At 35.7% G+C, this 24,020-nt stretch carries 25 protein-coding genes; 22 read left to right on the forward strand and 3 right to left on the reverse strand.

Annotated features, from left to right (window positions below; genetic code table 11):
- The first annotated feature begins 264 nt into the window (after positions 1-264).
- From hrcA to VRHSUH09_RS01235, 11 genes are all read left to right on the forward strand, one after another.
- Entirely contained in the window at positions 265-1,293 is a 1,029-nt protein-coding gene (hrcA, locus tag VRHSUH09_RS01185; RefSeq protein ID WP_054747521.1) for a heat-inducible transcriptional repressor HrcA, read from the forward strand.
- The gene (grpE, locus tag VRHSUH09_RS01190; RefSeq protein WP_054747519.1) at positions 1,293-1,838 is read left to right on the forward strand and encodes a nucleotide exchange factor GrpE; all 546 of its coding nucleotides are present in this window, start codon (positions 1,293-1,295) and stop codon (positions 1,836-1,838) included. Before hrcA ends, grpE begins: the two co-directional genes overlap by 1 nt.
- A 27-nt stretch (positions 1,839-1,865) precedes the next feature.
- Entirely contained in the window at positions 1,866-3,704 is a 1,839-nt protein-coding gene (gene dnaK / locus VRHSUH09_RS01195; protein ID WP_105081143.1) for a molecular chaperone DnaK, read from the forward strand.
- A 16-nt stretch (positions 3,705-3,720) separates the two neighbouring features.
- Positions 3,721-4,878, forward strand: coding sequence for a molecular chaperone DnaJ (gene dnaJ, locus VRHSUH09_RS01200; protein WP_105081144.1), 1,158 nt, complete (start codon positions 3,721-3,723; stop codon positions 4,876-4,878).
- 55 nt (positions 4,879-4,933) lie between these two features.
- Positions 4,934-5,797: a 50S ribosomal protein L11 methyltransferase gene (locus tag VRHSUH09_RS01205; RefSeq protein ID WP_105081145.1), complete on the forward strand. Its 864-nt coding sequence runs from the start codon at positions 4,934-4,936 to the stop codon at positions 5,795-5,797.
- Positions 5,794-6,525, forward strand: coding sequence for an RsmE family RNA methyltransferase (locus tag VRHSUH09_RS01210; RefSeq protein ID WP_054747580.1), 732 nt, complete (start codon positions 5,794-5,796; stop codon positions 6,523-6,525). The genes VRHSUH09_RS01205 and VRHSUH09_RS01210 overlap by 4 nt, the downstream gene beginning before the upstream one ends.
- A gap of 24 nt (positions 6,526-6,549) precedes the next feature.
- Positions 6,550-7,845 (forward strand): tRNA (N(6)-L-threonylcarbamoyladenosine(37)-C(2))-methylthiotransferase MtaB, encoded by a 1,296-nt coding sequence (gene mtaB / locus VRHSUH09_RS01215; RefSeq protein WP_105081146.1) that lies wholly within the window; start codon positions 6,550-6,552, stop codon positions 7,843-7,845.
- 11 nt (positions 7,846-7,856) lie between these two features.
- Entirely contained in the window at positions 7,857-8,201 is a 345-nt protein-coding gene (locus VRHSUH09_RS01220; RefSeq protein WP_009351489.1) for a histidine triad nucleotide-binding protein, read from the forward strand.
- 157 nt (positions 8,202-8,358) lie between these two features.
- Positions 8,359-8,538: a 30S ribosomal protein S21 gene (gene rpsU, locus VRHSUH09_RS01225; protein WP_004695751.1), complete on the forward strand. Its 180-nt coding sequence runs from the start codon at positions 8,359-8,361 to the stop codon at positions 8,536-8,538.
- 84 nt (positions 8,539-8,622) lie between these two features.
- Positions 8,623-9,066, forward strand: coding sequence for a GatB/YqeY domain-containing protein (locus VRHSUH09_RS01230; protein ID WP_054747516.1), 444 nt, complete (start codon positions 8,623-8,625; stop codon positions 9,064-9,066).
- Between the two features lie 221 nt (positions 9,067-9,287).
- A complete protein-coding gene (locus VRHSUH09_RS01235; protein WP_054747514.1) occupies positions 9,288-11,195 on the forward strand; it encodes a type I glutamate--ammonia ligase in 1,908 nt (635 codons plus the stop codon).
- A gap of 124 nt (positions 11,196-11,319) precedes the next feature.
- Here the strand turns inward: VRHSUH09_RS01235 and VRHSUH09_RS01240 are convergent, their stop codons facing one another.
- Positions 11,320-11,715, reverse strand: a complete 396-nt coding sequence (locus VRHSUH09_RS01240; protein ID WP_054747512.1) for a phosphate-starvation-inducible protein PsiE — start codon at positions 11,713-11,715, stop codon at positions 11,320-11,322.
- Positions 11,716-11,820: 105 nt separating this feature from the next.
- The gene (tpx, locus tag VRHSUH09_RS01245) at positions 11,821-12,336 is read right to left on the reverse strand and encodes a thiol peroxidase (protein ID WP_105081147.1); all 516 of its coding nucleotides are present in this window, start codon (positions 12,334-12,336) and stop codon (positions 11,821-11,823) included.
- Between the two features lie 289 nt (positions 12,337-12,625).
- On the opposite strand from tpx, the gene VRHSUH09_RS01250 reads away from it, so the two are divergent.
- The 11 genes from VRHSUH09_RS01250 to VRHSUH09_RS01300 all read left to right on the forward strand — a co-directional run bounded on the left by VRHSUH09_RS01250 (position 12,626) and on the right by VRHSUH09_RS01300 (position 23,618).
- Positions 12,626-14,353 (forward strand): ABC transporter ATP-binding protein, encoded by a 1,728-nt coding sequence (locus VRHSUH09_RS01250; RefSeq protein ID WP_105081148.1) that lies wholly within the window; start codon positions 12,626-12,628, stop codon positions 14,351-14,353.
- Positions 14,340-16,085: an ABC transporter ATP-binding protein gene (locus VRHSUH09_RS01255; protein WP_105081149.1), complete on the forward strand. Its 1,746-nt coding sequence runs from the start codon at positions 14,340-14,342 to the stop codon at positions 16,083-16,085. Before VRHSUH09_RS01250 ends, VRHSUH09_RS01255 begins: the two co-directional genes overlap by 14 nt.
- A gap of 1 nt (position 16,086) precedes the next feature.
- Positions 16,087-16,881 carry a TrmH family RNA methyltransferase gene (locus tag VRHSUH09_RS01260; protein ID WP_054747508.1) on the forward strand — a complete coding sequence of 265 codons (795 nt, stop codon included), beginning with the start codon at positions 16,087-16,089 and terminating at the stop codon, positions 16,879-16,881.
- Between the two features lie 257 nt (positions 16,882-17,138).
- Positions 17,139-17,993 carry a ChbG/HpnK family deacetylase gene (locus VRHSUH09_RS01265; protein ID WP_105081150.1) on the forward strand — a complete coding sequence of 285 codons (855 nt, stop codon included), beginning with the start codon at positions 17,139-17,141 and terminating at the stop codon, positions 17,991-17,993.
- Complete coding sequence (locus VRHSUH09_RS01270) at positions 17,990-18,982, forward strand: lysylphosphatidylglycerol synthase transmembrane domain-containing protein (RefSeq protein ID WP_105081151.1); 993 nt, start codon at positions 17,990-17,992, stop codon at positions 18,980-18,982. The genes VRHSUH09_RS01265 and VRHSUH09_RS01270 overlap by 4 nt, the downstream gene beginning before the upstream one ends.
- A 13-nt stretch (positions 18,983-18,995) precedes the next feature.
- Positions 18,996-19,445, forward strand: a complete 450-nt coding sequence (locus VRHSUH09_RS01275; protein WP_004695770.1) for an ACT domain-containing protein — start codon at positions 18,996-18,998, stop codon at positions 19,443-19,445.
- A gap of 24 nt (positions 19,446-19,469) precedes the next feature.
- A complete protein-coding gene (locus VRHSUH09_RS01280) occupies positions 19,470-20,759 on the forward strand; it encodes a homoserine dehydrogenase (RefSeq protein ID WP_054747504.1) in 1,290 nt (429 codons plus the stop codon).
- Positions 20,760-20,762: 3 nt separating this feature from the next.
- Positions 20,763-21,677, forward strand: a complete 915-nt coding sequence (thrB, locus tag VRHSUH09_RS01285) for a homoserine kinase (protein WP_105081152.1) — start codon at positions 20,763-20,765, stop codon at positions 21,675-21,677.
- 55 nt (positions 21,678-21,732) lie between these two features.
- Entirely contained in the window at positions 21,733-22,608 is an 876-nt protein-coding gene (htpX, locus tag VRHSUH09_RS01290) for a zinc metalloprotease HtpX (protein WP_054747502.1), read from the forward strand.
- Between the two features lie 22 nt (positions 22,609-22,630).
- On the forward strand, positions 22,631-23,038 hold the full coding sequence (ndk, locus tag VRHSUH09_RS01295; protein WP_054747500.1) for a nucleoside-diphosphate kinase: 408 nt from the start codon (positions 22,631-22,633) through the stop codon (positions 23,036-23,038).
- A 64-nt stretch (positions 23,039-23,102) separates the two neighbouring features.
- Positions 23,103-23,618, forward strand: a complete 516-nt coding sequence (locus VRHSUH09_RS01300; protein WP_054747498.1) for a cob(I)yrinic acid a,c-diamide adenosyltransferase — start codon at positions 23,103-23,105, stop codon at positions 23,616-23,618.
- Positions 23,619-23,666: 48 nt separating this feature from the next.
- Here the strand turns inward: VRHSUH09_RS01300 and VRHSUH09_RS01305 are convergent, their stop codons facing one another.
- The gene (locus VRHSUH09_RS01305) at positions 23,667-24,002 is read right to left on the reverse strand and encodes a hypothetical protein (protein WP_054747496.1); all 336 of its coding nucleotides are present in this window, start codon (positions 24,000-24,002) and stop codon (positions 23,667-23,669) included.
- Between the last annotated feature and the right edge of the window lie 18 nt (positions 24,003-24,020).

The following is a 24,020-nucleotide window of genomic DNA, read 5'->3' on the forward strand; positions in this document are numbered from 1 at the left end:
GTTTACTAAATTTATTAATTAAAATAAATCAATTTAATTAATAAATTTAGAAGATGACATAAAGTGAGATAGTATAAGTGTTTTCTTATTGTTATACTTTGATTTTTTGACTAATTAACCGAAAACATTTAATTGTCTTTTTGACTAAATAGATATTATTTGACTTTTTCGGTATTTTTTTCGCTTGACAATTTTTACCAATGTGATAATATTATACATGCGATTAGCACTCAAAGTTTATGAGTGCTAACAAGAGGTGTTATTATGGATGAAAGAAAACAGCGCATCTTGCGAGCCATAATTGAAGACTACGTTAAATCCGCAGAACCTGTAGGGTCTCGAACGATTGCTAAGAACTATAATCTTGGTATTAGTCCTGCTACAGTACGGAACGAAATGTCCGATTTAGAGGAATTAGGCTATTTAGAGCAACCTCATACATCGGCTGGACGTATTCCTTCAGCTAAGGGCTATCGCTTATATGTTGATTCCATGTTGAGTCAACAACCTGTTCCATTACAGGATGCTGAAAAAATTGAAATGTTATGGAAACATTCCAGTGGATCGACGAGTGAGCTCTTCTTAAATATGGCTAAACTACTTTCACAAGTGAGCCATAGTATGAGTTTATTCCTAGCTCCAGCCCATGATAGAGCATTAATTAAATACATTCATGTATTACCGCTAGATAGTCATCAAGCCATTATGGTAGTTATCACAGAAACAGGTGCACTCGATAATGAACTGATGTACTTTGGTGAGAGTATTTCACCAGAGCTTTTACAAAGTCTAGCTATGCAATTTAGCAATGCATTACAGAATGTAAGTATTGGTCATGTAACGGCTGAAGCACTTGGAAACTTATTGATTAATATGGAAGGTCCGCAGGGAATTTTGTTAATCCTTTCGGAAACATTATTACGAGCTATTAATAAACGTAAGTTGTTCTATTCGGTAGGTACCACAGAGTTGTTAAATCAACCAGAGTTTAAGTCTGTTGAGAAGGTACAACCCTTGCTTTCATTAGTGGAAGAACAAAATCAATTGGGACAGTTATTAAAAGATGATTCACCAACACCAGTTAAGGTTAAGATTGGTATAGAGAATGAAACAGAAGCACTGCAATCGATGAGTGTGGTACAAGCTGATTTTACTAATCAAGATCAGCCTATAGGAACTCTTGCTATTCTAGGACCAACACGAATGGAATACGGCCGAATTATCGGTATGCTATCTCATATGAAACATATAATGGAAACCATGGTAAAAGAACAAAATAGAAAGGGCATATAATGGCTGAAGAACAAGACATTAAACAAGAACCAGTTGATGAAACAGTAGATGCTACAAATGTAGAGGAAACAACTGTGGAAGCAACTGAAGAAGTTGTGGCTGATGCTGCTCAAGTATTAGAAGAACTTAAAGCCGACTTTGATAATCGCTATAAGCGTTTACAAGCGGACTTTGAAAACTTCAAGCGGCGTACTAACCAAGAAAAAGAGCAACTTGCTGGATATGTTAAAGGGGATGTATTAACAGACCTTCTTCCTGTATTGGATAACTTTGAACGGGCTGTTCAAAGTCCAGCAGAAGGGGAAGCAAAATTATTCCTCGATGGATTTATTATGATTCATCAAAACTTGATGGCAATGTTATCTAAACATGGATTAGCTGTTATTGAAGCAGTAGGTCAACCATTTGATCCAAATTTCCATCAAGCAATCATGCGAGTACCTTCAGATGAATTTGAATCTGATACGGTATGTGAAGTATTACAAACTGGCTACACTGTTGATGGTCGTTGTATTCGTCCAGCAATGGTAAAAGTTGTTGAATAGATTATAAAGTTTTAGGAGGCATATATTATGGCAAAGGTAATTGGTATTGACTTAGGTACTACAAACTCTTGTGTTGCGGTTATGGAAGGCGGCGAGCCTACGGTTATTACTAACCAAGAAGGCGCTCGTACAACTCCTTCCGTTGTTGGTTTCGCTAAAAATGGCGAACGCTTAGTTGGTCAATTGGCTAAACGTCAAGCAGTATCCAATCCAGAAAACACAATTATTTCTATTAAACGTCACATGGGTACTAATCATAAAGTAACTGTAGAAGGTAAAGACTATACTCCTCAAGAAATTTCTGCAATGATTCTTCAAAAAATCAAAGCTGATGCAGAAGCTTACTTGGGCGAACCTGTAAAACAAGCTGTTATTACAGTTCCAGCTTACTTTACAGACTCCCAACGTCAAGCTACTAAAGATGCTGGTGCAATTGCTGGTCTTGAAGTTCTTCGTATCATCAACGAACCTACAGCAGCTGCTCTTGCTTATGGTGTGGACAAAGAAGAAGACGGTAAAGTTCTTGTATTCGACCTTGGTGGTGGTACATTTGACGTTTCCATCCTTGAACTTGGCGATGGCGTATTCGAAGTATTAGCAACATCTGGTAATAACCACCTTGGTGGTGATGACTTCGATCAACGTATCATGAATTACTTAATCGAAGAATTCAAAAAAGAATCTGGTATCGACTTGTCCAATGATAAATTGGCAGATCAACGTTTAAAAGAAGCTGCTGAAAAAGCAAAAATTGAATTGTCTGGCGTAGCTAGCACAAACATCAACTTGCCATTCATCACAGCTGATGCTACAGGTCCTAAACACTTAGACGTAACATTAACTCGTGCTAAATTTGAAGAATTGACTGCTGACTTGGTACAAGCTACAATCGAGCCTACTCGTAAAGCTATGCAAGATGCTGGTCTTTCCGCTTCTGATATTGATAAAGTATTGTTAGTTGGTGGTTCTAGCCGTATTCCAGCTGTACAAGATGCTATTAAAAAAGTATTAGGTAAAGAGCCAACTAAAAACGTTAACCCTGATGAATGTGTTGCTATCGGTGCAGCAATTCAAGGTGGTGTATTAGTAGGTGAAGTTAAGGACGTATTGTTGCTTGACGTAACTCCATTATCCCTTGGTATTGAAACAATGGGTGGTGTATTCACACGTATTATCGATCGGAACACTACAATTCCTACATCTAAATCCCAAGTATTCTCCACGGCTGCAGATAATCAACCATCTGTAGATATCCATGTATTACAAGGTGAACGTGAGTTCGCAGCAGATAATAAAACATTGGGTCGCTTTAACTTGGATGGTATTCCAGCAGCTCCTCGTGGGGTTCCTCAAATCGAAGTAACTTTCGACATTGATGCTAACGGTATCGTACATGTAAAAGCAAAAGACTTGGGTACTCAAAAAGAACAAAAAATTACAATCACTTCTTCTAGCGGATTAAAAGAAGACGAAATCGATCGCATGGTTAAAGAAGCGGAAGCTCATGCAGCAGAAGATAAAGCTAGAAAAGAAGAATTAGATATTAAAAACAATGCAGATTCCTTGGTATACCAAGCTGAAAAAGCATTAAAAGAACTTGATGGTCAAGGCGATGCTGCTTTATTGAAAGAAGTTGAAGAAGCTAAAGATAAATTGAAAAAATCTATTGAAGCTGGCAACATCGAAGACATCAAAAAAGATAGTGAAGCTTTGGAACAACCATTGCACAAATTAGCTGAACAAATGTATGCAGCTGCTCAACAAGCACAACAAGCTGCTGGTGGCGCTGAACAAGGCCAACAAGCAAAAGCTGATGACAACGTAGTTGATGCTGATTACACTGTAGTGGATGACGAAAAGAAATAAGAAGGGTTGGTAACTAATGGCACGAGATTATTATGACATCCTAGGGGTCAGTAAAAACGCCTCTCAAGATGAAATTAAAAAGGCCTTCCGTAAAAAGGCACGCCAATACCATCCTGACGTAAATAAAGACAATCCAAAGGAAGCAGAAGCGAAGTTTAAAGAAGCGAACGAAGCTTACGAAGTATTGTCTGACGAAACTAAAAAAGCTCAATATGACCAATTTGGCCACGACGCCTTCAAACAAGGAGGCGGCGCTGGGGCCGGTGGTTTCCAAGGAGGCTTTGGTGGTTTTGGAGGTCAAGCTGGTGGCTTTGGTGATATCTTTGGCGACATTTTTGGTGGCATGTTTGGCGGTGGTCGCCAACAACAAGGCCCTCAAAAAGGTAATGACTTGCGTGAAGATATCGATATTTCCTTTGAAGATGCGGCCTTTGGTAAATCTATGGAAATAGAAGTGCATCGTCATGAAGAATGTGATCACTGTCATGGTACTGGTGGTGAACCAGGATCTCGTGTCGATACTTGTCCAAACTGTCATGGTTCTGGTCAAGAAGCGGTTATTCAAAATACTCCATTTGGGCGTATGCAATCCGTTCGCACTTGTTCTCGCTGTCATGGTACTGGTAAAAGCATTGAAAAACCTTGTTCTAAATGCCGTGGTACTGGTGAAATGCTTGCTAAGCGCAAGATTTCTATCAAGATTCCAGCTGGCGTAGACAGCGGTTCTCGCTTACGTGTAGCTAATGAAGGGGAACCAGGTATTTTGGGCGGTCCTAAGGGTGATCTTTACGTATATATCTTTGTTCGTCCCCACAAGGAATTTGAGCGAAATGGTAATGACGTTATTAGCCGTGTGAATATTAGCTTTGCTCAAGCTGCTCTTGGTGCGACTATACAAGTTAACACCTTAGATGGTAAAGTAGAGTTAAAGATTCCGGAAGGTACTCAAACGGGAACGGCATTCCGCATAAAGGGCAAAGGTATTCCATATTTGCGTAACCCTAACCAAAGAGGGGACCAACATATTGTGGTAACTGTCCAAACGCCTAAGAAGTTGACCGATACTCAACGTGAGTTGTTATTACGCTTTGCAAACGAAAGTAACGAAGATGTAAATAACTTACAAGTGAGCAAAAGTCTCTTTGAAAAAATTAAGGACTGTTTAACTAAATGAACAGCTCATGTGAAGGAATGGTTTGTTCCATCACATTCCCTATAAAGGAGCATATATGCAGTGGATAGAAGTATCCATTGTCTGTGAAAGAGTAGCCACCGATGAGGTGACTACTCTTTTTGACGATTACGCAGACAATGGAATTATAGAAGAAGATATTGAAGAACAACCTAATTTAATAAAATTAACGCTTTACGCTGATCCAATACTTGATGCCGATGTGATTAAAGAAGACTTAGAAAAACGTCTTATAGAGGCAAATATTACGGTGAAATCAATAGATGCACATATACTAGACGAATCTACGTGGTTAAATTCATGGCAACAATACATTGAGCCTACAGAAATATTGCCAAATACTGTAATTAAACCTGCATGGCAAGAATATGATAATGTCGACAATAAAACAATTATAGAAATCGATTCAGACATTTCCTTTGGTACTGGTTCCCATGAAACGACTAGAACGTGTGCAGAGCTGTTAAAAGTTTATAGTGAATCTATGGATCTTGATAAGGTTACATGTTTAGATATCGGTACAGGTACAGGGATACTGTTATTAGTAGCCGCCCAATTAGGTATAAAACATTTAGTAGGCATTGATATTGAGGAATATGCAGCCAATCAAGCAAAAATTAACTGTGAAAACAATGAAGTACATGCCGAAATTATTTGTGGTAATTTAGATACGGATTTTGAAGGTACTGCTCAATTAATTTTAGCTAATTTAACGGTGGACCCTTTGAAGATATTGTTACCACAAATAGGTAAGAAACTTGAAGATAATGGCATTTTAATCATTAGTGGTATTATTGATGATCGGTATGATGAAATTTTGCCGTATATCACTGAACATTGGCATATTATAGAGGAACGCGTGGCCGGCCCTTGGCATACCTTTGCGTTAGAAAAGCTATGAAGAAAATATTTATCCCTACACCATTAGATGAAATAATACAATTACCAAAAGATGTGACACATCATGTGTTACATGTATTTCGTCATAATATGGAGAAACCCATTACTGTAACAGGTACTGATAATCGTTGTGGTATTTATCAGATTACCGAAGAAGTTGATGGTATAGCACAAGCTAAACTTATTGAATATGTCGCGTCTGATGTATCATCATATCGAACTATTCTTGTTCAATCCTTATTGAAAGGCGAAAAGTTAGAATGGGTATTACAGAAGGCGACGGAGTTAAATGTAGATACCATTTATCTTGTATCTACCGCAAACTGTGTAGCTAAATATGATGATAAGAAACTACAATCAAAAGTTAGTCGTTGGGAAAAAATTATGCTAGAAGCAGCCCAACAATGTGGGCGTAATCAACTGCCTACACTTGTAGTAGGCGAAAAGCTTTCACAAGTACTTGAAATCGAGTCTGACGCATTAAAACTAGTAGCCTATGAAAATGAAGATGGACATACTATTAAGACTGCACTTGAATCAATACATAGTAATCAAAATATAACTGACATTCTCATCTGTATTGGTCCTGAAGGGGGCTATCAAGAGAAGGAAATCAATGCTATTATAGAGAGTGGTGGAAAATCAGTTTCTCTTGGTAACACTATTTTACGAGCTGAAACTGCTGCCATTGGATCATTAGCGATGATTCAATATGAATTAGAACTTTAAATCAAACAAGAATAGAGAGGTGCAATGAAAACCGTTGCTTTTACAACCTTAGGCTGTCGTGTCAATCAGTATGATACAGACGCTATGAAAGGTTTATTTTTACAAAATAATTACGAAGCCGTAGACTTCGATGAAAAAGCTGATATATATGTAATTAATACATGTTCTGTAACCAATATGGGGGAAAAGAAATCCCGTCAATTAATTCGGAAAGCAAAACGTCAAAATGAAGATGCTTATGTAATCGTTACTGGTTGTTATGCTCAGCTTGATCCAGATGCGATTGCGGCTATTGACGGTGTTAACCTTGTTATTGGTACAAATAATCGATCTAAAATCGTTGAGCTAGTAGAGCAATTAGAATCTACAGAACGTCAAATCAATGCTGTTAGAGATATTATGAAAGAGTCCAATTTTGAGGAGATGCCATTATTTGGTAATGAATCAGATAAGGCTCGAGCTTTTATGAAAATTCAAGAAGGCTGTAATAACTATTGCTCTTTCTGCATCATTCCATATACTCGTGGTAAATTGAAATCTCGTAAGATTGAAGATATCGTAGAAGAAGCTAAGCGTTTAGTAGACCATGGCTTCCACGAAATCGTACTAACAGGTATTCATTTAGGTAATTACGGTGTGGAATTACCAGGTAGACCTACCTTGGCTGATGTAGTAAAAGCCTTATTAGAAATACCTGAGTTATATCGTATTCGTTTTGGATCCATTGAATCTGTTGAGGTTTCTGATGAGCTTGTAGAATTAATGGCTACAGATAAACGCGTATGTCCAAATCTTCACTTGCCATTACAAGCGGGTTCTGACCATGTATTACAATTGATGAGACGTCATTATACGTTACAAGAGTACAAAGATCTCATTGCCAAGTTGCGTTCTCGCATTAAAGATTTATCTATTACGACTGATATCATTGCAGGTTTCCCACAAGAAACGGATGAAGATTTTGAAGAAACATTGAATACTGTACGTGAAATTGGTTTTACCCATATTCACGCTTTCCCATATTCTATTCGTGAAGGTACACCGGCTGCAACTATGCCTGATCAAGTACCTGAAGCCGTTAAAAAGACTCGTGTTGCACTGTTAAATGGTCTTAGTCAAGCAGGTTATGAAGCATACGCTAAATCTCGTATTGGTAAACCTGGTGAAATCCTTATTGAAAAGGAAGAAAATGGTTACTATACTGGTTTAACTAGCGAATACGTAAATGGTAAAGTAAAGTCTGATGGATTACATAAAATTGGTGATCTTATAGGCGGAACTGTTGTTGGTTTAGAAGATAATTATTTAATTATTGAATAAGGAGTCTAATTATGAGCGATTGCATTTTCTGTAAAATTATTAATGGTGAAATTCCTTCCAATAAAGTACTAGAAAACGATAAATTCTATGCATTCCATGATATTCAACCGGTGAAAAAGGTGCATGTTCTAATTGTGCCTAAAAACCATGTATCTAATATCGCACATCTTACAGAAAAAAATGCTGACTATGTAGAAGGTTTGCTACCATTTGTTCGTGATGTAGCAAAAGAATTAGGTATTTCTAAAGATGGGTATCGCTTGATTTTTAACACTGGTGGTAAAGCTGGTCAAACTGTATTCCATATGCATGCACATCTATTAGGTGGCGAGGAAATGGGCTGGCCAGAAGCTTAACATAGTGTATAATGTATTATTTTTATAATACTTATTAAAATTCCTATAAAATATACCGGAAAATATTGACAACATATATACCTATACATATAATATTATATGTGCGTATGTAAATTATCAGCACTTCCCGAGATTATTTTTGGAGGGAGGGATATAGATGTCTGAAATCAAAGTCGGTAAAAACGAAACGCTTGAAAGTGCTCTTCGTCGATTCAAACGCTCCTGCCAAAAAGCGGGTGTTTTGTCTGAAGTAAGAAAACGTGAACACTACGAAAAACCAAGCGTAAAAAGAAAGAAAAAATCTGAAGCAGCAAGAAAACGCAAATTCAGAGCATAAGATGATTACCCTAATTCTGCCTTTTCATGGCTTCATGAAATCCAGAATTGGGGTTTCTTTATTTTATAAACAAGGAGGCTTACTATGAGCTTAAAAGATCAATTAAAAGAAGATATGAAAGCGGCTATGAAAGCTCGTGAAGAAGGAAAAACTGCTTTATCTGTAATTCGTATGGTTAACAGTGCTATTAAAAATACAGAAATTAACGACAAAGTAGAACTTGATGATAATGGTATTCTTGGTATTTTAGCTAAAGAAATGAAGACTCGCCAAGACTCTTTAGCTGAGTTTGAAAAAGCTGGCCGTGAAGATTTAATTAGTCATGTTAAAGAAGAAATGGCAGTATTACAAAAATACTTACCAGAACAGCTTTCTGAAGATGAAATTCGCACAGTTGTAAAAGAAGCAATAGCTGCGTGTGGTGATAGCGTAAATATGGGTAATGTTATGAAACATGTTATGCCTAAAACTAAAGGCCGTGCAGATGGTAAAGTAGTTAATAATATTGTTAAAGAATTGCTTGGTTAATGATATTGTTAAACTTTATATGACTAACTAATTGTATTGAAAATACATTGATTCTAATATAGCTTTTAAAAGATAAAAATTCTATAGAAGTTTATTGACATATATTTTCAACATATGATAATATGAACTCAACAAAATAATTAGTCAACGATGACTCCACTTTAGATATATGTAATCGTATATCTATTTGTTGGAGTCTTTTTATTTTAGGAGGATCAGATATGGCTACTACTAATCATGAATTATTGTATTATATTCCTGCCGGCCAATACGGTAAAGAAGGTGTACTCGCATTATTAGAACAGCATCCAGAAATTAAATTCGTATCTCTAGTAGGTATTGATTTAGCAGGTAATGATACAGATGAAAAAATTCCTATGTCTGCCTTCTTTGATGACTATGAATCCTTCTTTGAAGGTCGTGCAGTTCAAACAGATGGTTCTTCTGTAGTATTAACAAATATTGCTACATTGAATAATGCTCGTGTTGATATGTGGGGTGACCCAAGTGTAAACTGGTTCGTAGATTACAACTATGAAAATATTGATCCTGCAACAGGCTTACCAACTGGTACACTACGTATTCCTGCTTTCTTGATGCACAATTACCGTTACGTAGATTCTCGTTCTATTTTGAAACGCAGCTGTGACTATGTAAAAACTGAATTATTAAATTTAATTAAAGAACATGGCTTGCCAGGTATGCCACATGTTAAATCTGATGATGTAGTAGATATTATTTTTACATCCGCTACAGAGTTAGAGTTCTGGGTTAAAACGCCTGCTAGAACAGTTACTAAGAAAGAATTATCTGTATCTCAAAAATTACAAGAACAATATTGGCAACGTACACATGGCACCGTTCGTACTGCTTTAGAACAAGCTGTTGAACGTCTTGATAAATATGGCATGGTTGCTGAAATGGGCCATAAAGAGGTAGGTGGCGTTAAAGCTAAACTTGACGAGTTCGGCCATGAAGCTGTTGTACTTGAACAATTAGAAATTGACTGGAAATTCTGTAATAATCCATTACAAACTGCAGACAATGAATTGCAAGCCCGTATTATCGTACGTGAAGTATTCCGTGAAAACGGTCTTGATGTAACTTTTAATGCTAAACCAATTATCGGCGTTGCTGGTTCTGGTGAACATACTCACTTTGGTGTAATGGCCAAACTTAAATCTGGTAAATTAGTTAACTTATTTAGCCCAGAAGATATGCGTAAAGAAGCTTGTAGCTCTTTGGGTATTGGTGCAATTATGGGTCTCTTAAAACATTATGAGGCTATTAATCCATTCATTAGCTCCACAACAGATGCTTTAAACCGCTTAAAACCAGGCTTCGAAGCACCAGTATGTATTGTAACATCCTTCGGTACCGATCCATCCGAACCAAATCGTAACCGTACAATTCTTTGCGGTTTAATTCGCGATATCGATAATCCAATGGCCACACGTTTTGAATTGCGTTCTCCAAATCCATACACTAATACATATACTGCATTAGCATTGATTTTTGTTTCTGCTTTTGATGGTATGAAATATGCTATTACTTGTGGTAAAACTCAAGCTCAATTATTAGCTGAGATTTCTAAAGAGGTTGGCGAATCAGCAGATTATCTTGATACTAATCGCGCTTACCGTACAGAAAAAGATGTATTTGATGATTTTACACAAGAAGAACGTAATCAAATGTTCGGCGTAGCACCTGCTACGGTATGGGAAAATGTAAAAGGTTACTATAACAATCCTGAATTAGTAGAAACATTATCTCAAGGTGATGCTTTTGCTAAAGATTTGATGGAATCCTTCATTGCATCTATTTTGAAACGTTGGAGATTAGTATTAGCTAATCGTTTAATCCCTAATAATCTTGATACAGTTCGTAACATGGTAGCTATCCATACAGATAGCCGTAATAGCGTGGACGATAAACGTTTTGCTGAGGTTAATGACTTACGATTCTACTTAGCTAAAGATAGTGATGATCGTAAATCTTTATTCACACGCCTAACAGATGCGTTACATGATGGTGATTATGACTTAGCGTCTAAATTACAAATTGAAATGAATGATAAAATGGAAGAACTAGAGGCTAAATACGCTAATTACGCTAAAAATATATTCTAAGATAGTAGGCCATATTTAAATCACATAACATGAAAATGAAAAAGAGACTCTACCAATAGGTAAAGTCTCTTTTTCATTAGTAATATAATATGGTCTTTATATATAGACTAACAAATATATAATATTATTCTTTATTATTAAGGAATCTTTCTACTAATACTAAACAACATACTAATACTAAAATAGAAATAGACCATAATAACATATCTAAAGCCGATTCATGATCTATTATGAGTAAGCGAACTAATGCAGTAATGCCAATATATAGGAAGAAATCAAGAGGGAAATGGAAGTTGTTCTTAAAATACTTTACGATGAGTGCAATAAACTCAAAGTAGAGGAAGAAGGTAATTAATTCTTCAATCAATAAATCATATGTGCTATAGCCTTGAATATTAGCCCACGCAATGAAACCAAAGTTTACTAAACTATTAATCATTGCAATGCATAGACCAATGCCCACACCTATAAGGGCAATATTTTTAATGGTTAATAAAAGACGAGAAATACGAATCCACATAAATACTCCAATTAAAATATAATAACAACACAACACATAAAAAAGACCGTACACCGTACGGTCTTTTTAACGTCTATATAATATAAACGAATAATAATCTAACGATTAGATATCAGCTTTAATAGCTTCTAATGCAGCGTCGAAGTTAACTGCTTGAGTTACTTCAGGTACGTATTCTACATAAGTTACTTTGTTGTCTTTGTTGATTACTACAACACCACGAGTTAAAAGACGAAGTTCTTCGATCAAGAAACCATAGTTTTCACCGAAGGAAGCATCTCTGTGGTCGGATAAAGTAATAACTTTATCTACACCAGCAGCACCACACCAACGTTTTTGAGCGAATGGCAAGTCCATAGATACTGTCAATACTACAACGTCTTCGGAAAGAGCAGTTGCATCTTGGTTGAACCAACGAGTTTGAGCGTCACAAACGCCTGTATCAAGGGAAGGAACAACGGAGATAACTTTTACTTTACCTTCGAAATCTTTTAATGTTTTAGCTTGTAAGTCATTGCCAATTACTGTGAAGTCTGGAGCTTGTTGACCTACTTTAACTTCTGGACCAACTAATGTGATAGGGCCACCTGCAAATGTTACTACGCCAGTACGTTTTTCCATGTTGTATTCCTCCTAAGAGTTTTAATTCCAATTTATTAAAGATACGTTTTGTATCTATGCATAGTATAACACTTACATTACTATAAGTAAACTAAAAAATTCGATATAGTGCAATTATACGTATAGGTGTATTAATGAATAGACGAAAAATGTGTATACTATAAAGAGTACATTTACATCAAAATTACTTTAATTTATATAAACTGATTTAGAAATCGGTTTTTCATTATATTCCACTAGTTTTAATGTATCTAATATTTATAAAAACATAGTGTATTTGAGAGGGTCTATGAAACCTATTGATTTATTTATGCAATTTTTCCACCGTGAAGGTTGGATATATGCCATCGGTTTAACAATGCTGATAGCTATAGATGTAGCTTTTTTATTTGTACCTCAATTTATCGGCAATGCCATAGATACATTGAGCAATAATAAAGAAGGTTTAGTGAATTATATTTTTTATTTTATTTTGTTATTTATCATTATTACAATTTTAAAGGTAACCTCTCGTAGAACCTTATTAGGTTCTATTCGACGTATGGAATATCTTTTTCGTGAAATTCTATGTAGCCAAGCTTTACAAGTAAAAACAACTTATTATGAATCTAATGGGCCAGGTAAGGTTATGGCGCTTATGACCAATGACGTTACATCATTACGCGTTGCACTTGGTTTAGGTGTAATGATAATAGTAGATATTATTTTCTATTCCATTGTAGGATCCATAATTTTAATTCAAAAGATAAATGGGGTGTTAGCGTTTAAAATCATGACACCTATATTTTTTATTATCGTCGCAATATTTGTATTAGGTAGAAAATTAAGAGCTAAACAACGCAGTGCTCAAGCTACATATAGTGATATGACAGAGTTTGGGCAAGAACTATTTCAGGGAATGGATGTAATTCGCGCATTTAATCGTGAAAGCATCATTTCAAAGTCCTTTGAAAAAATCAATAAACTTAACTATAAGAAAAATATGGACGTTGCCTTGTTAGATGCTATATTAACACCATTAACAAGAATTGCTCCGTTCATTTGTATTAGTATAAGCATCTTTATTTGTGGGCACTTAGCTGTAGAAGGCAAAATGACTATAGGTGAGTTTGTAACCATCAACTCGTTTATCATGTTGATTGTAGGCCCTTTGATTGGTTTTGGTGGTCTTATTTCAATTGTTCAAAAAGGTTTAGCCTCTCTAGATCGCATTACGGATTTCTTGCAGTTGCCCACTGAAACAATAGAGGATAGTGTAGACGTATTAGCCCTTGAAGATATTCACGTTCGTTATTTAGATTTTAATTATGAAAACTCTAAAGGTCATGCATTATCTCAAGTGACTACCACCATACCTAAAGGTTCTTTTATCGGCCTTGTGGGTAAACCTGGTTCTGGTAAAAGTACGTTGTTTAAATTGCTGATTGGATTACAAGAATGTCCTGAAAAATCCATCTATTTTGGCAATCAAGATTTGACGAATATACCCTTAACGAAACTTCGGAACTCCATTGCTTATGTACCAACTCAATCTTACTTATTAAGTACTACCATATCTGATAATATAAAATTCGGTAAAGAGTTACCCATGCACGAAACTGTGGAAGTGGCAGCGAAAAAGGCCGATTTATACAGAGATTTGGGCGATTTGCTAAACAATGATTTACATAAGTTAGCTGAAGAAGGTCAAGATTTATCAGGTGGACAAAAGCAACGTATTAATATGGCACGTGGTTTCTACAAAAATGCACCATATTTATTGCTAGATGACTGTTTTTCTGCTTTAGATGCTGTAACAGTTACAACCATATTAGATACTTTAAATAATGTAAAAGATCAAACTATTCTGTGTATTTCACAGCGTTTAGAGGTTATAGAGAAAGCAGATAAAATCCTTGTATTTGATGAGGGTCGTATTGTAGAAGAAGGTACTCATGAAGAATTATTAGCTAATAAAGGTTTATATTTCACCTTATATGAAGCGCAAAAAGGAGGGGCTCATCATGAAAAAGCGTAATTTAAAAAATGATTGGGCTTTATTCTCCTATATAAGTGCGTATATTAAGCCTTATTTGGGTATATTATTGTTAGCAACCATTGCGCTAGCTGGCAATTTAGTACTTTTGCTTTTAAGACCTTATTTAACTAAGCAAGTTATTGATCTCGGCTTTGCTACTAATGATATTAATGTTATCGAATATTATGCTGTAATATACGGTCTTACTATTATTGGTAGTGTATTATGTATATTTGTGGAAAATTATTTTTTGAAAAGCTTTGGACAAAAAATTATTTATAATATACGTGCCATTATATTTCAAAAGATACTTCATAAGTCCCATGATGAGTTTTATAAATTACCCATTGGAAATTGGGTGACTCGTATCACAAATGATGTAGAGTCATTGCGCACTTTATATACAGATGTATTACTGAATTTAGCGAGTAGCGGTTTAATGATCATCGGTATTTTAGGATTCATGTATGCTATTAATGTACCTTTAGCAATTATCATGACGATTTTATTACCAATAATGGGCGTAATTATTTGGGTATTCCAAAAGTTTTCTCGTAAAGCATTCCGTCAAGTTCGCCGATCTGTAGCGGCCTCTAATGCGAGCATTAAAGAGCTATTAAACTACATAGTCATTGTCAAATCTTATGGCGGTGAAAAAGACATCGAAGAACGTTACAATACGGTTAATAAAGGTTTCTTAGAAGCAGGCCTTTTTGAAGTTACTACGTTTTCTATTTTTAGACCTCTCGTAGATGGTTTATTCTTTGTGGCACTAATCGTTATTTTTACTACTACAAACGTAATAGATTCGGTGGCCGATGCGGGTACTGTTTTTGCTTTCATTCAATATATGGATCGATTTTTCCAACCATTAAAAGAAATTGCTGATAAATATAATTCTCTACAAAGTGCATTAGCTGGGGCTGAAAGATTAGTTCCTTTATTAGAGGAAAAGGATCGTCAAATCGCCAATGAAGTTCCTCGTGAATTTAAACATATAGAATCTATTGACTTTGAACATGTATGGTTTTCTTATGACAATAACGATGTATACGCATTAGAGGACTTTACGTTAAGCATTAAGGCAGGTGAATTTGTAGGCATCGTAGGCCCTTCAGGTAGTGGTAAATCAACGCTATTATCCTTGTTAATGGGTCTTTATAAGCCTACTAAGGGAGCAATCTATATTAATGGCATTGATATTGCGAAGTATGATAGTTCCGTACTGCGTCATTTGATGGGGTATGTTTTCCAGCAAGCGTATCTATTTAAAGGTTCTATAAAGGATAACTTAACACTTTTTGATACGTCTATTTCATATGATGATATGGTAGATGCAGCAAAACAAGTAAATTTGGATAGTATGATTGAACAATTGCCAGAGGGTTATCATACACCTGTAGGTTATTTAGGTTCCTTGTTATCTGATGGACAAAAGCAATTATTGGCATTTGGGCGCACTCTAATTAGAAAAACACCTATTTTATTGCTAGATGAGGCTACAGCCAATATTGATAGTCATACGGAGAAGCAAATTCAAGCTAGTATTGAAAATATTCGTGGTAGCAAAACCATTGTAAGCATTGCTCATCGACTTTCTACGGTACAGGATGCTAATAAAATAGTGTATATGGAATATGGTAAAATAATAGAAAAAGGATCTTTTGAAGAACTTATCAATTCAAAAGGTGCCTTTTATAATCTCTGGAGTAATCAACAAAGCGGGAGTTAGTATGGAATTTATCCAATCGAAAGATAATAAAACTATAAAGCACATTATCGCTTTAGGTCAGCGTAAGAATCGTCAAAAAAGTGGGGAGTATATTGTTGAAGGCATCCGCTCTATACGTGATATTGCAGCTATGGGTGCAGTCAAAACAGTTGTTATTCGTGAGTCTAAAGCACAAGATAAAAATGTATTAGATTTATTAACCTTAGATTCTGTTCAATCTGCACATACGTATATAGTTCAAGATCCTGTGTTTGATAAAATAGATAATACTGTAAATGGGCAAGGTGTTGTGGCCATAGTATCAAAACCTAAACACAATATTGAAAGTGTTTCTATCGAGGATGGACTATATATTACATTAGATGGTGTTCAAGATCCTGGTAATTTAGGTACCATTATTAGAACTGCTGTTGCGGCAGGTGTAAAAGGTATATTTTTGATGAAAGGTACTGTAGATCCTTTTAATGATAAAACGGTACGTAGTACAATGAGTGCTTTACATAAAATACCTTTATACGAGGATGTTACTTTGTCTATGTTACATGATATTGTGGCTGAATCAAATATGACTACTTATGTTACAGCTTTAGAAGATTCAGAGCCTTATCATTCTGTGAATTATGCTAAACGAACTATGTTAGTATTAGGTAACGAAGGTAATGGTGTGACACCAGAGGTGATGAATCTTTGCACTAATCGCATCATGATTCCTATGTATGGAGATATGGAATCATTAAATGTAAGTGTAGCAGCTGCATTATGTATGTATAAGGTTCAAGAGCAATTGATGAGTTAAATTCGTACTAATAAATACTACTGTATTTTTTATATAGTATTAATTTATATAGGACATAACACCTATAATTTATGCTTCGTAAAATGTATTTAATTTTATATTTATTATAAAAATTTATAACATTATAAAAAGTCCTCTACTAGTATACAAGTAGAGGGCTTTTGTATTGATTTATTAGTTGTGTATTTGGTACAATAACATATATCCTTTGTGGGAGAACAAAGTTCTCCCTTTTTTTAATGAAAAGGAAGATAACTATGTCCAAATTAATAGTAAATGCAGACGATTTTGGCCTTCATAGTGCGGTTAATGCTGGTATTCTTGATGGTCATCGTACAGGTATTATTACTAGTACCTCTTTATTAGCAGGAGGAGATGCTTTTACAGAAGCCGTAAGCATGGCAAAAGAAAACCCTAAGTTGGGCATTGGTATTCATATTGCTTTAGTTGGTGGACTAAAACCAGTATGTGATCCAGCTGAAGTTCCTTCACTCGTAACAGCAGAAGGTGTTTTTCCAGAAAGTTATGTTGATTTTATAAAACGCATTTACTCTGGCAAAATCAATTATAGTGAATTACGTAAAGAGATTAATGCACAGATTACACAAATTTCAGACACTGGATTAAAGGTTACTCATATTGACGGTCATCAACATATGCACGTGTTACCTACGGTTTTACCTATTGTGATTGAACAGGCAAAATCCTTTGGTATAAATGCTATTAGAGTACCTGATGAACCTACAAGCTTTATGAACTACATATATTCTCCAACTCGTTTTTTAGGTAAAGTTGGTTTATCAACTGTTGCTGCTAATGCAAGGCCAATAGTACGCAATAACAATATGTTGACCACCCAATACTTCTGGGGAATGGTGAATGGCGGAAATATAGATCAAAAATCATTAATGGGTATTTTGAAAAAGGTAAATAATAATTCTGGTACCCATGAATTGATGGTTCATCCTGGTATTAATAATACAATTCTAGGTAAGCGTTATAATTGGGGATATCACTGGGAAGATGAGTTGCATGCACTATGTTCTAGTCATACCCGATTGTATATAAGACAACATGGTATAGAGCTAATTAATTATGGAGACTTGATATGAGCAAAATGATGAAGAGAGGCATTTTTATGTTTCTCTTGTTATTAGCCGTATCTATAGGAATTATTTACTATACCATCGATTTAGAATCATTAAAAACTATATCGTCTTTTAATAGTGTATCTTTATTGTTGGCAATCGTAGCACTAGCGGCTGGTATGTATTTTGATGGACTCCGCTTGCAACGTCTTGTAAAAATTGGTGGCTACAAACTATCTATCCAAGCGGTACTGCGTGTTATCTTTAGTAACTATTTTATGGCCATGTTAACACCTGGTGCTAGTGGGGGTGCCGTAGCACAAGTACTAGTACTAAAAAGTTATGGTGTACCCATATCTAAAGGTACGCCAATCGTATTAATACGAACCGTATTTTCCATTATGTTTTTAGTCATTATGTTGCCTTTAGTATTTTTACGTGATGCTATTGAGATTCCCTATATTTCACGAGATATGTTGTTGTTATTTGCGGTGCTTGCCGTTATAGCAACTCTACTAGGAACATATATCTTACAGACTAAATATATGAGACAGTTTGTCTATAATTTAGCACAGCGCTTTAAAGCTCATAAAACGAAGGATTGGCTTTCTAAGTTAGAAACGTTAAATCAAGGTCTTGGTTTACTCTATAAAGAGCCAATTCAATCTGTCATAGTATTTTTTGAATCTGGTTTAAGTTTATTATGCTTGTATTGTATTGCACCAGCATTAATGTACGCTTTTACACCAGATATTCCTATCATCGATATTTTAGATCGCATGATTCTATTAAATCTTATTTTATATTTTGCACCAACTCCAGGGGGAACAGGGATTGCAGAAGGACTATTTGTAGTATTGTTTAGTGCCTTTGTACCAAATGGAACAGTTGGTATTGTTGCTGTAGCATGGCGTGTTGTGGCTGAATATTTGCCATTTTTTATCGGTATGTATGCAGTATTAACATTATATGGGCGCCAATTTGTAGCCCAAGAAACTTCAAGAGAACAATAAGGGAGTGTACTCTATGTCTAAACCAAAAAAAGATAAGTTTTATCTGGTGCAAGAAGATATTTTACCAGAAGCGATTAAAAAGACGATCAAAGTAAAAGAAATTCTTAAATTAGGTGAAGTTAAAACAATCAATGAAGCTGTTGAAAAAATGGATTTAAGCCGTTCTGCGTATTACAAATACAAAGACTATGTATTTCCATTCTTTGAAATTGCTCAAGGGAAAATAGTTAGTATTTATGTTTCCATGTCTAATGAATCGGGCATGTTGTCCAGTGTTTTGAAAGCTATTGCTGAGCGTAATGGCAGTATTTTAACAATCAATCAAGATATTCCCTTACAAGGTATTGCAAATAGTAGTATTTCTTTTGAAACAAAGGACTTACAAGGCTCATTAGAAGACTTATTATTGGATATCCGCTCCATGAAGGGCATTATTAAAGTAGAGATTTTAGGCCAAGCATAGGCTAGTTAAGAGAGTAGGACTATTATGACCACTATAAAAATTGCTTTATTAGGTTTCGGTACTGTTGCACAAGGCACGTTCAATTTATTGCAAGATAATGCTGAACTTATTAAAAATCGTACAGGAGTAAATGTTGAAATTTCTAAAATCTATGTGCGTAATCCAGAAAAATATAGCCATATTACTTTGCCTAAAACAGCTCACTATGTAACAAATATTGATGATGTATTACAAGATGAAAATATTCAAATGGTTGTTGAGCTAATGGGCGGTACAACCTTTGCTAAAGAATGTGTTGAGGGTGCTCTAAAAGCAAAGAAAAATGTTGTGACAGCTAATAAAGATTTATTGGCTGAATCTGGTCCATATTTATTAGAGTTAGCTAGTAAGAATGGAGTAGATTTACGTTTTGAAGCTTCTGTATTGGGCGGTATTCCTATTATTCGTACATTGTATGAGTCTTTAGCAGGTAACCGCATTACTGAACTTATCGGTATTATGAATGGTACGACAAACTTTATTTTGACTAAAATGTCTGAAGAAGGTTTAAGTTATCAAGATGTTTTAAAAGAAGCACAAGATTTAGGTTATGCTGAAGCTGATCCTACTGCCGACGTAGAAGGTCTTGATGCAGCTCGTAAGTTAGCTATTCTTGCATCTATTAGCTTTAACCGTCGTATTTTCTTTGAAGATGTAACGGTAGAAGGTATTACAAGTATTGATACAGAGGATATTAAATTCGGTAAAGAGTTTGGTTACAATATCAAATTATTAGGTATTGCTAAAGAAACTTCTCAAGGTTTATCCCTAAATGTGTATCCTGCATTTATTCCTACCACACATCCATTGGCATCTGTTCGTGGCTCCTATAACGCTATTTATGTTAAAGGTAATGGTATTGACGATGTAATGCTTTATGGTCGTGGTGCAGGTAGCTTACCAACAGGTAGCTCAGTAGTATCTGACATTATGGAAGTAGCTAAAAATGTTTCTTATAATGAAACAGGTCGTTTGAAACCATTCTATTACGATCAAAAAGATATTTACTCTCCAGGTAAAATTCAATCTAGCTACTATTTACGTTTAGCTGTGGATAATAAAACAGGTGTATTAGCAAAAATTTCTGCAAAATTAGCAGAACAAAAGATTTCTGTTCTATCTATCGTTCAACGTAATATGGATCCAGAAACTGCAGTACTGGCTATTGTAACATCTAAATGTCCTAGTTCTTATATTTCAAATCTTATCGATTCCTTTAATAGCTTACGTTCTGTTAAGTCTGTTAATAGTGTAATTCGTATTATGGAAGTTTAAACTATGAACACTGTTCGCGTACAAGTACCTGCCACTAGTGCAAACTGTGGCCCTGGTTTTGATTGCTTAGGTTTAGCCTTAAACCTTTATAATATTTTTAGCTTTACACCCGATGTTAATGCTACAGAATATACATATACTTTTGAGGGCTTCGGTGCAGATATTTTACGCGCCGAAGATCCAAAAAAGAACCTTATTGGTTTTGCAATGGATCAAGTTTTTGCTACAGCTCAAGAACCAATTCAATACGGTCAGATTACGTCTGAAACCTTAATTCCACCATCTCGTGGTTTAGGTAGTAGTAGTACGGCTATTGTAGGGGGACTTTTACTAGCAAATGCATTAGTAAAACAGCCTCTTTCAAAGGAAGAGTTACTTGTTATTGCAAATCGCATGGAAGGTCATCCAGATAATGTAGCACCTGCTATTTATGGTAATTTATGCTGTGCAACTGGGTTAAAAACAAAAGTACTTAACACAGTTATTACCGTACCATCTGAGTTACATTTTGCTGTTGTAGTACCTGAGGTCATGGTATCTACTGAATATGCTCGTTCTGTTTTACCTAATCATGTGCCATTTAAAGAGGCCGCACAAAACGTAAGTCATGCGTCTCTATTTGTTACAAGCCTTATTACGCATCAATTAAGTAATTTATCTGTCGCATTAGATGATAATTTACATGTACCTTACCGTAAAACCTTGATTCCGCATTGTGATAAAGTATTTGAGGCTGCAAAAACTGCTGGTGCTTATGGTGCCACTATTAGTGGTTCTGGTTCTACACTAATTGCTTATGTAAATAAAGCACATGTACAAGATGTGGCCGATGCGATGGGGGCCGTATTTACTGCTAATGGCATTGATAATAGAACCTATTGTTTAGAAGCGGATACAACAGGAGCGTCCATTATATAGTTTATGATATAATTATAGTGTTAGGCATAGTCCATAACTATAATTGGAGGAAACTATGAACAGTATGAAAACAACGCTTTTATTAGCGACTTTAACGGCCATTTTAGTGGTCTTAGGTGATATGATTGGTGGTAGAACAGGCATGATGGCTATGTTCGTTGTATCTATGGGCATGAATTTTATGTCCTATTGGTTTAGCGATAAAATCGTTTTAGCACAATATAACGCACAACAAGTTACTGCGCAATCTAACCCTAAATTATATGGTATGGTAGAACGATTGGCTAAAAATGGTAATTTACCTATGCCAAAGGTATATATCATTCCTAGTGAAGTACCTAATGCATTTGCTACAGGCAGAAATCCGAGTCATGCAGCAGTTGCTGTTACAGAAGGTATCCAACGACTATTAACAGACGACGAGCTAGAAGGTGTTTTAGGACATGAATTAACCCATGTTAAGAATCGCGATACTTTAATTAGTACCATTGCAGCGATGATGGCGGGGGCTATTTCTATGATAGCTCAAGTTCTTCAATTTTCTGCAATCTTTGGTCGCTCCGATGATCGAGAAGGTTCTAATCCTTTAGCATTAATAGGTGCCATAATTATTGCTCCTATCGCAGCAGGTCTTATTCAGATGAGCATTTCTCGTGCCAGAGAATTCTTAGCGGATGAAGGTGGTGGAGATATGTGTCGTAACCCACTAGCCTTGGCTTCTGCTCTTGCTAAAATCGATTACTATTCTAAACATGGTGCATTGCCTAATGCTAGTAATGCAACTGCCCATATGTTTATTATTAACCCTATGATGGGTATTGGTGAAAGCTTGAGTAATCTTTTTAGTACACATCCTCGTACAGAAGAACGTATTGAAAAGCTAAAAAAACAAGCCATGAATCCTAAATATAAAGAAAAGGCAAAATTCTAATTAATATCTACAGGAGGATATCATGCAAGAAACTTTAGTTTTAATTAAACCAGATGCTGTTAAGCGTCAATTAAGTGGTGAAATTCTTAGTCGCTATGAACGTAAAGGTCTTGTTATTAAAGCGCTAAAATTATTACAGGTACCTCGTGAACTCGCTGAAGAGCACTATGCTGAGCACAAAGAAAAACCGTTCTTTGGTGAATTAGTTGACTTTATTACATCTGGTCCAGTTCTCGCTTTTGTTTTAGCTGGTGAGAATGCAATTGTATCCGTACGTGCTTTAAACGGGGCAACAAATCCTGTAGATGCTGCCCCTGGTAGTATTCGTGGTGACTATGCCTTAACAATGGACGCTAACGTAGTACATGCTTCTGATTCTCCAGAAGCTGCTGCTCGTGAAGTTAGCCTTTGGTTCCCAGAATACAAATAATCTCTAGGTTGAGATCATTTAGCTTTTATTTCTACATCCATGTATATCTATAGGAGGTAATAATATGGCAAGTAGTGTTTATACAAAAACAGGTGATGCTGGTACAACTGGTTTATACACAGGTGAACGTGTACAGAAGTCATCTTTACGCGTAGAAGCTTATGGTACAATCGATGAATTACAAGCTTTCTTAGGCTTGGCTCGCTCCTATGCTGAAAATCCACGTGTTGCAGCGGAGTTATATGATATTGAGCGTAATTTATGGACATTAATGGCCGATATTGCTAGTCTAAATGTGGCTCCAGTAATTACTGATCAACATGTAAAACATTTGGAAAAAGTCATCGATCGCTTCGATGAAAAGCTAGAACCATTATCTAGTTTTGTTATTCCAGGTGAAAAACAATCTTCTTCTTATTTGCACGTAGCTAGAACGATTACTAGACGTGCTGAACGCGATTTGTGGCGTGTATTAGATGCCGGTGAAAGTGTTCACGAATCTAATTTGAAATACTTAAATCGTCTATCAGACCTATGCTTTATCATGTGTCGTGTAGAAGAGGAACTTGGAGCTGAATAAATAAAAAAAAGCTATGTATTTTACATAGCTTTTTGCTCGTTATAGACCTTATTGTGAAATCGTTTGATTTAACACATCTTGAGGGCTTGGATAGTAGAAGAAGATGTGAGGAATTTCGTAGCGAAATTTCTCTCTTAATAAATCGGCTAGTGTTGTTTCGAAGTTTATAATTTTATCAGCACCAAAATCAAAATCTTCTACTAGTACTAATAGTTGAGGTTCTACTTGTGGTGCATTTTCAGGTAATGCTTCTGGCGGTAGTGGCACATTTACTACGACCCGTGCAGTACCAATATATTTTCCTTGTCCATCATCGATGGCAACACGATATGTATTATCCCATAAGGTAGCCATCATTTTTAGTTTCATATTCATAATTTCCATAGTATCGCTCCTTTGTTA

It is taken from the genome of Veillonella rogosae JCM 15642 (assembly GCF_002959775.1).
Taxonomy (GTDB): domain Bacteria; phylum Bacillota; class Negativicutes; order Veillonellales; family Veillonellaceae; genus Veillonella; species Veillonella rogosae.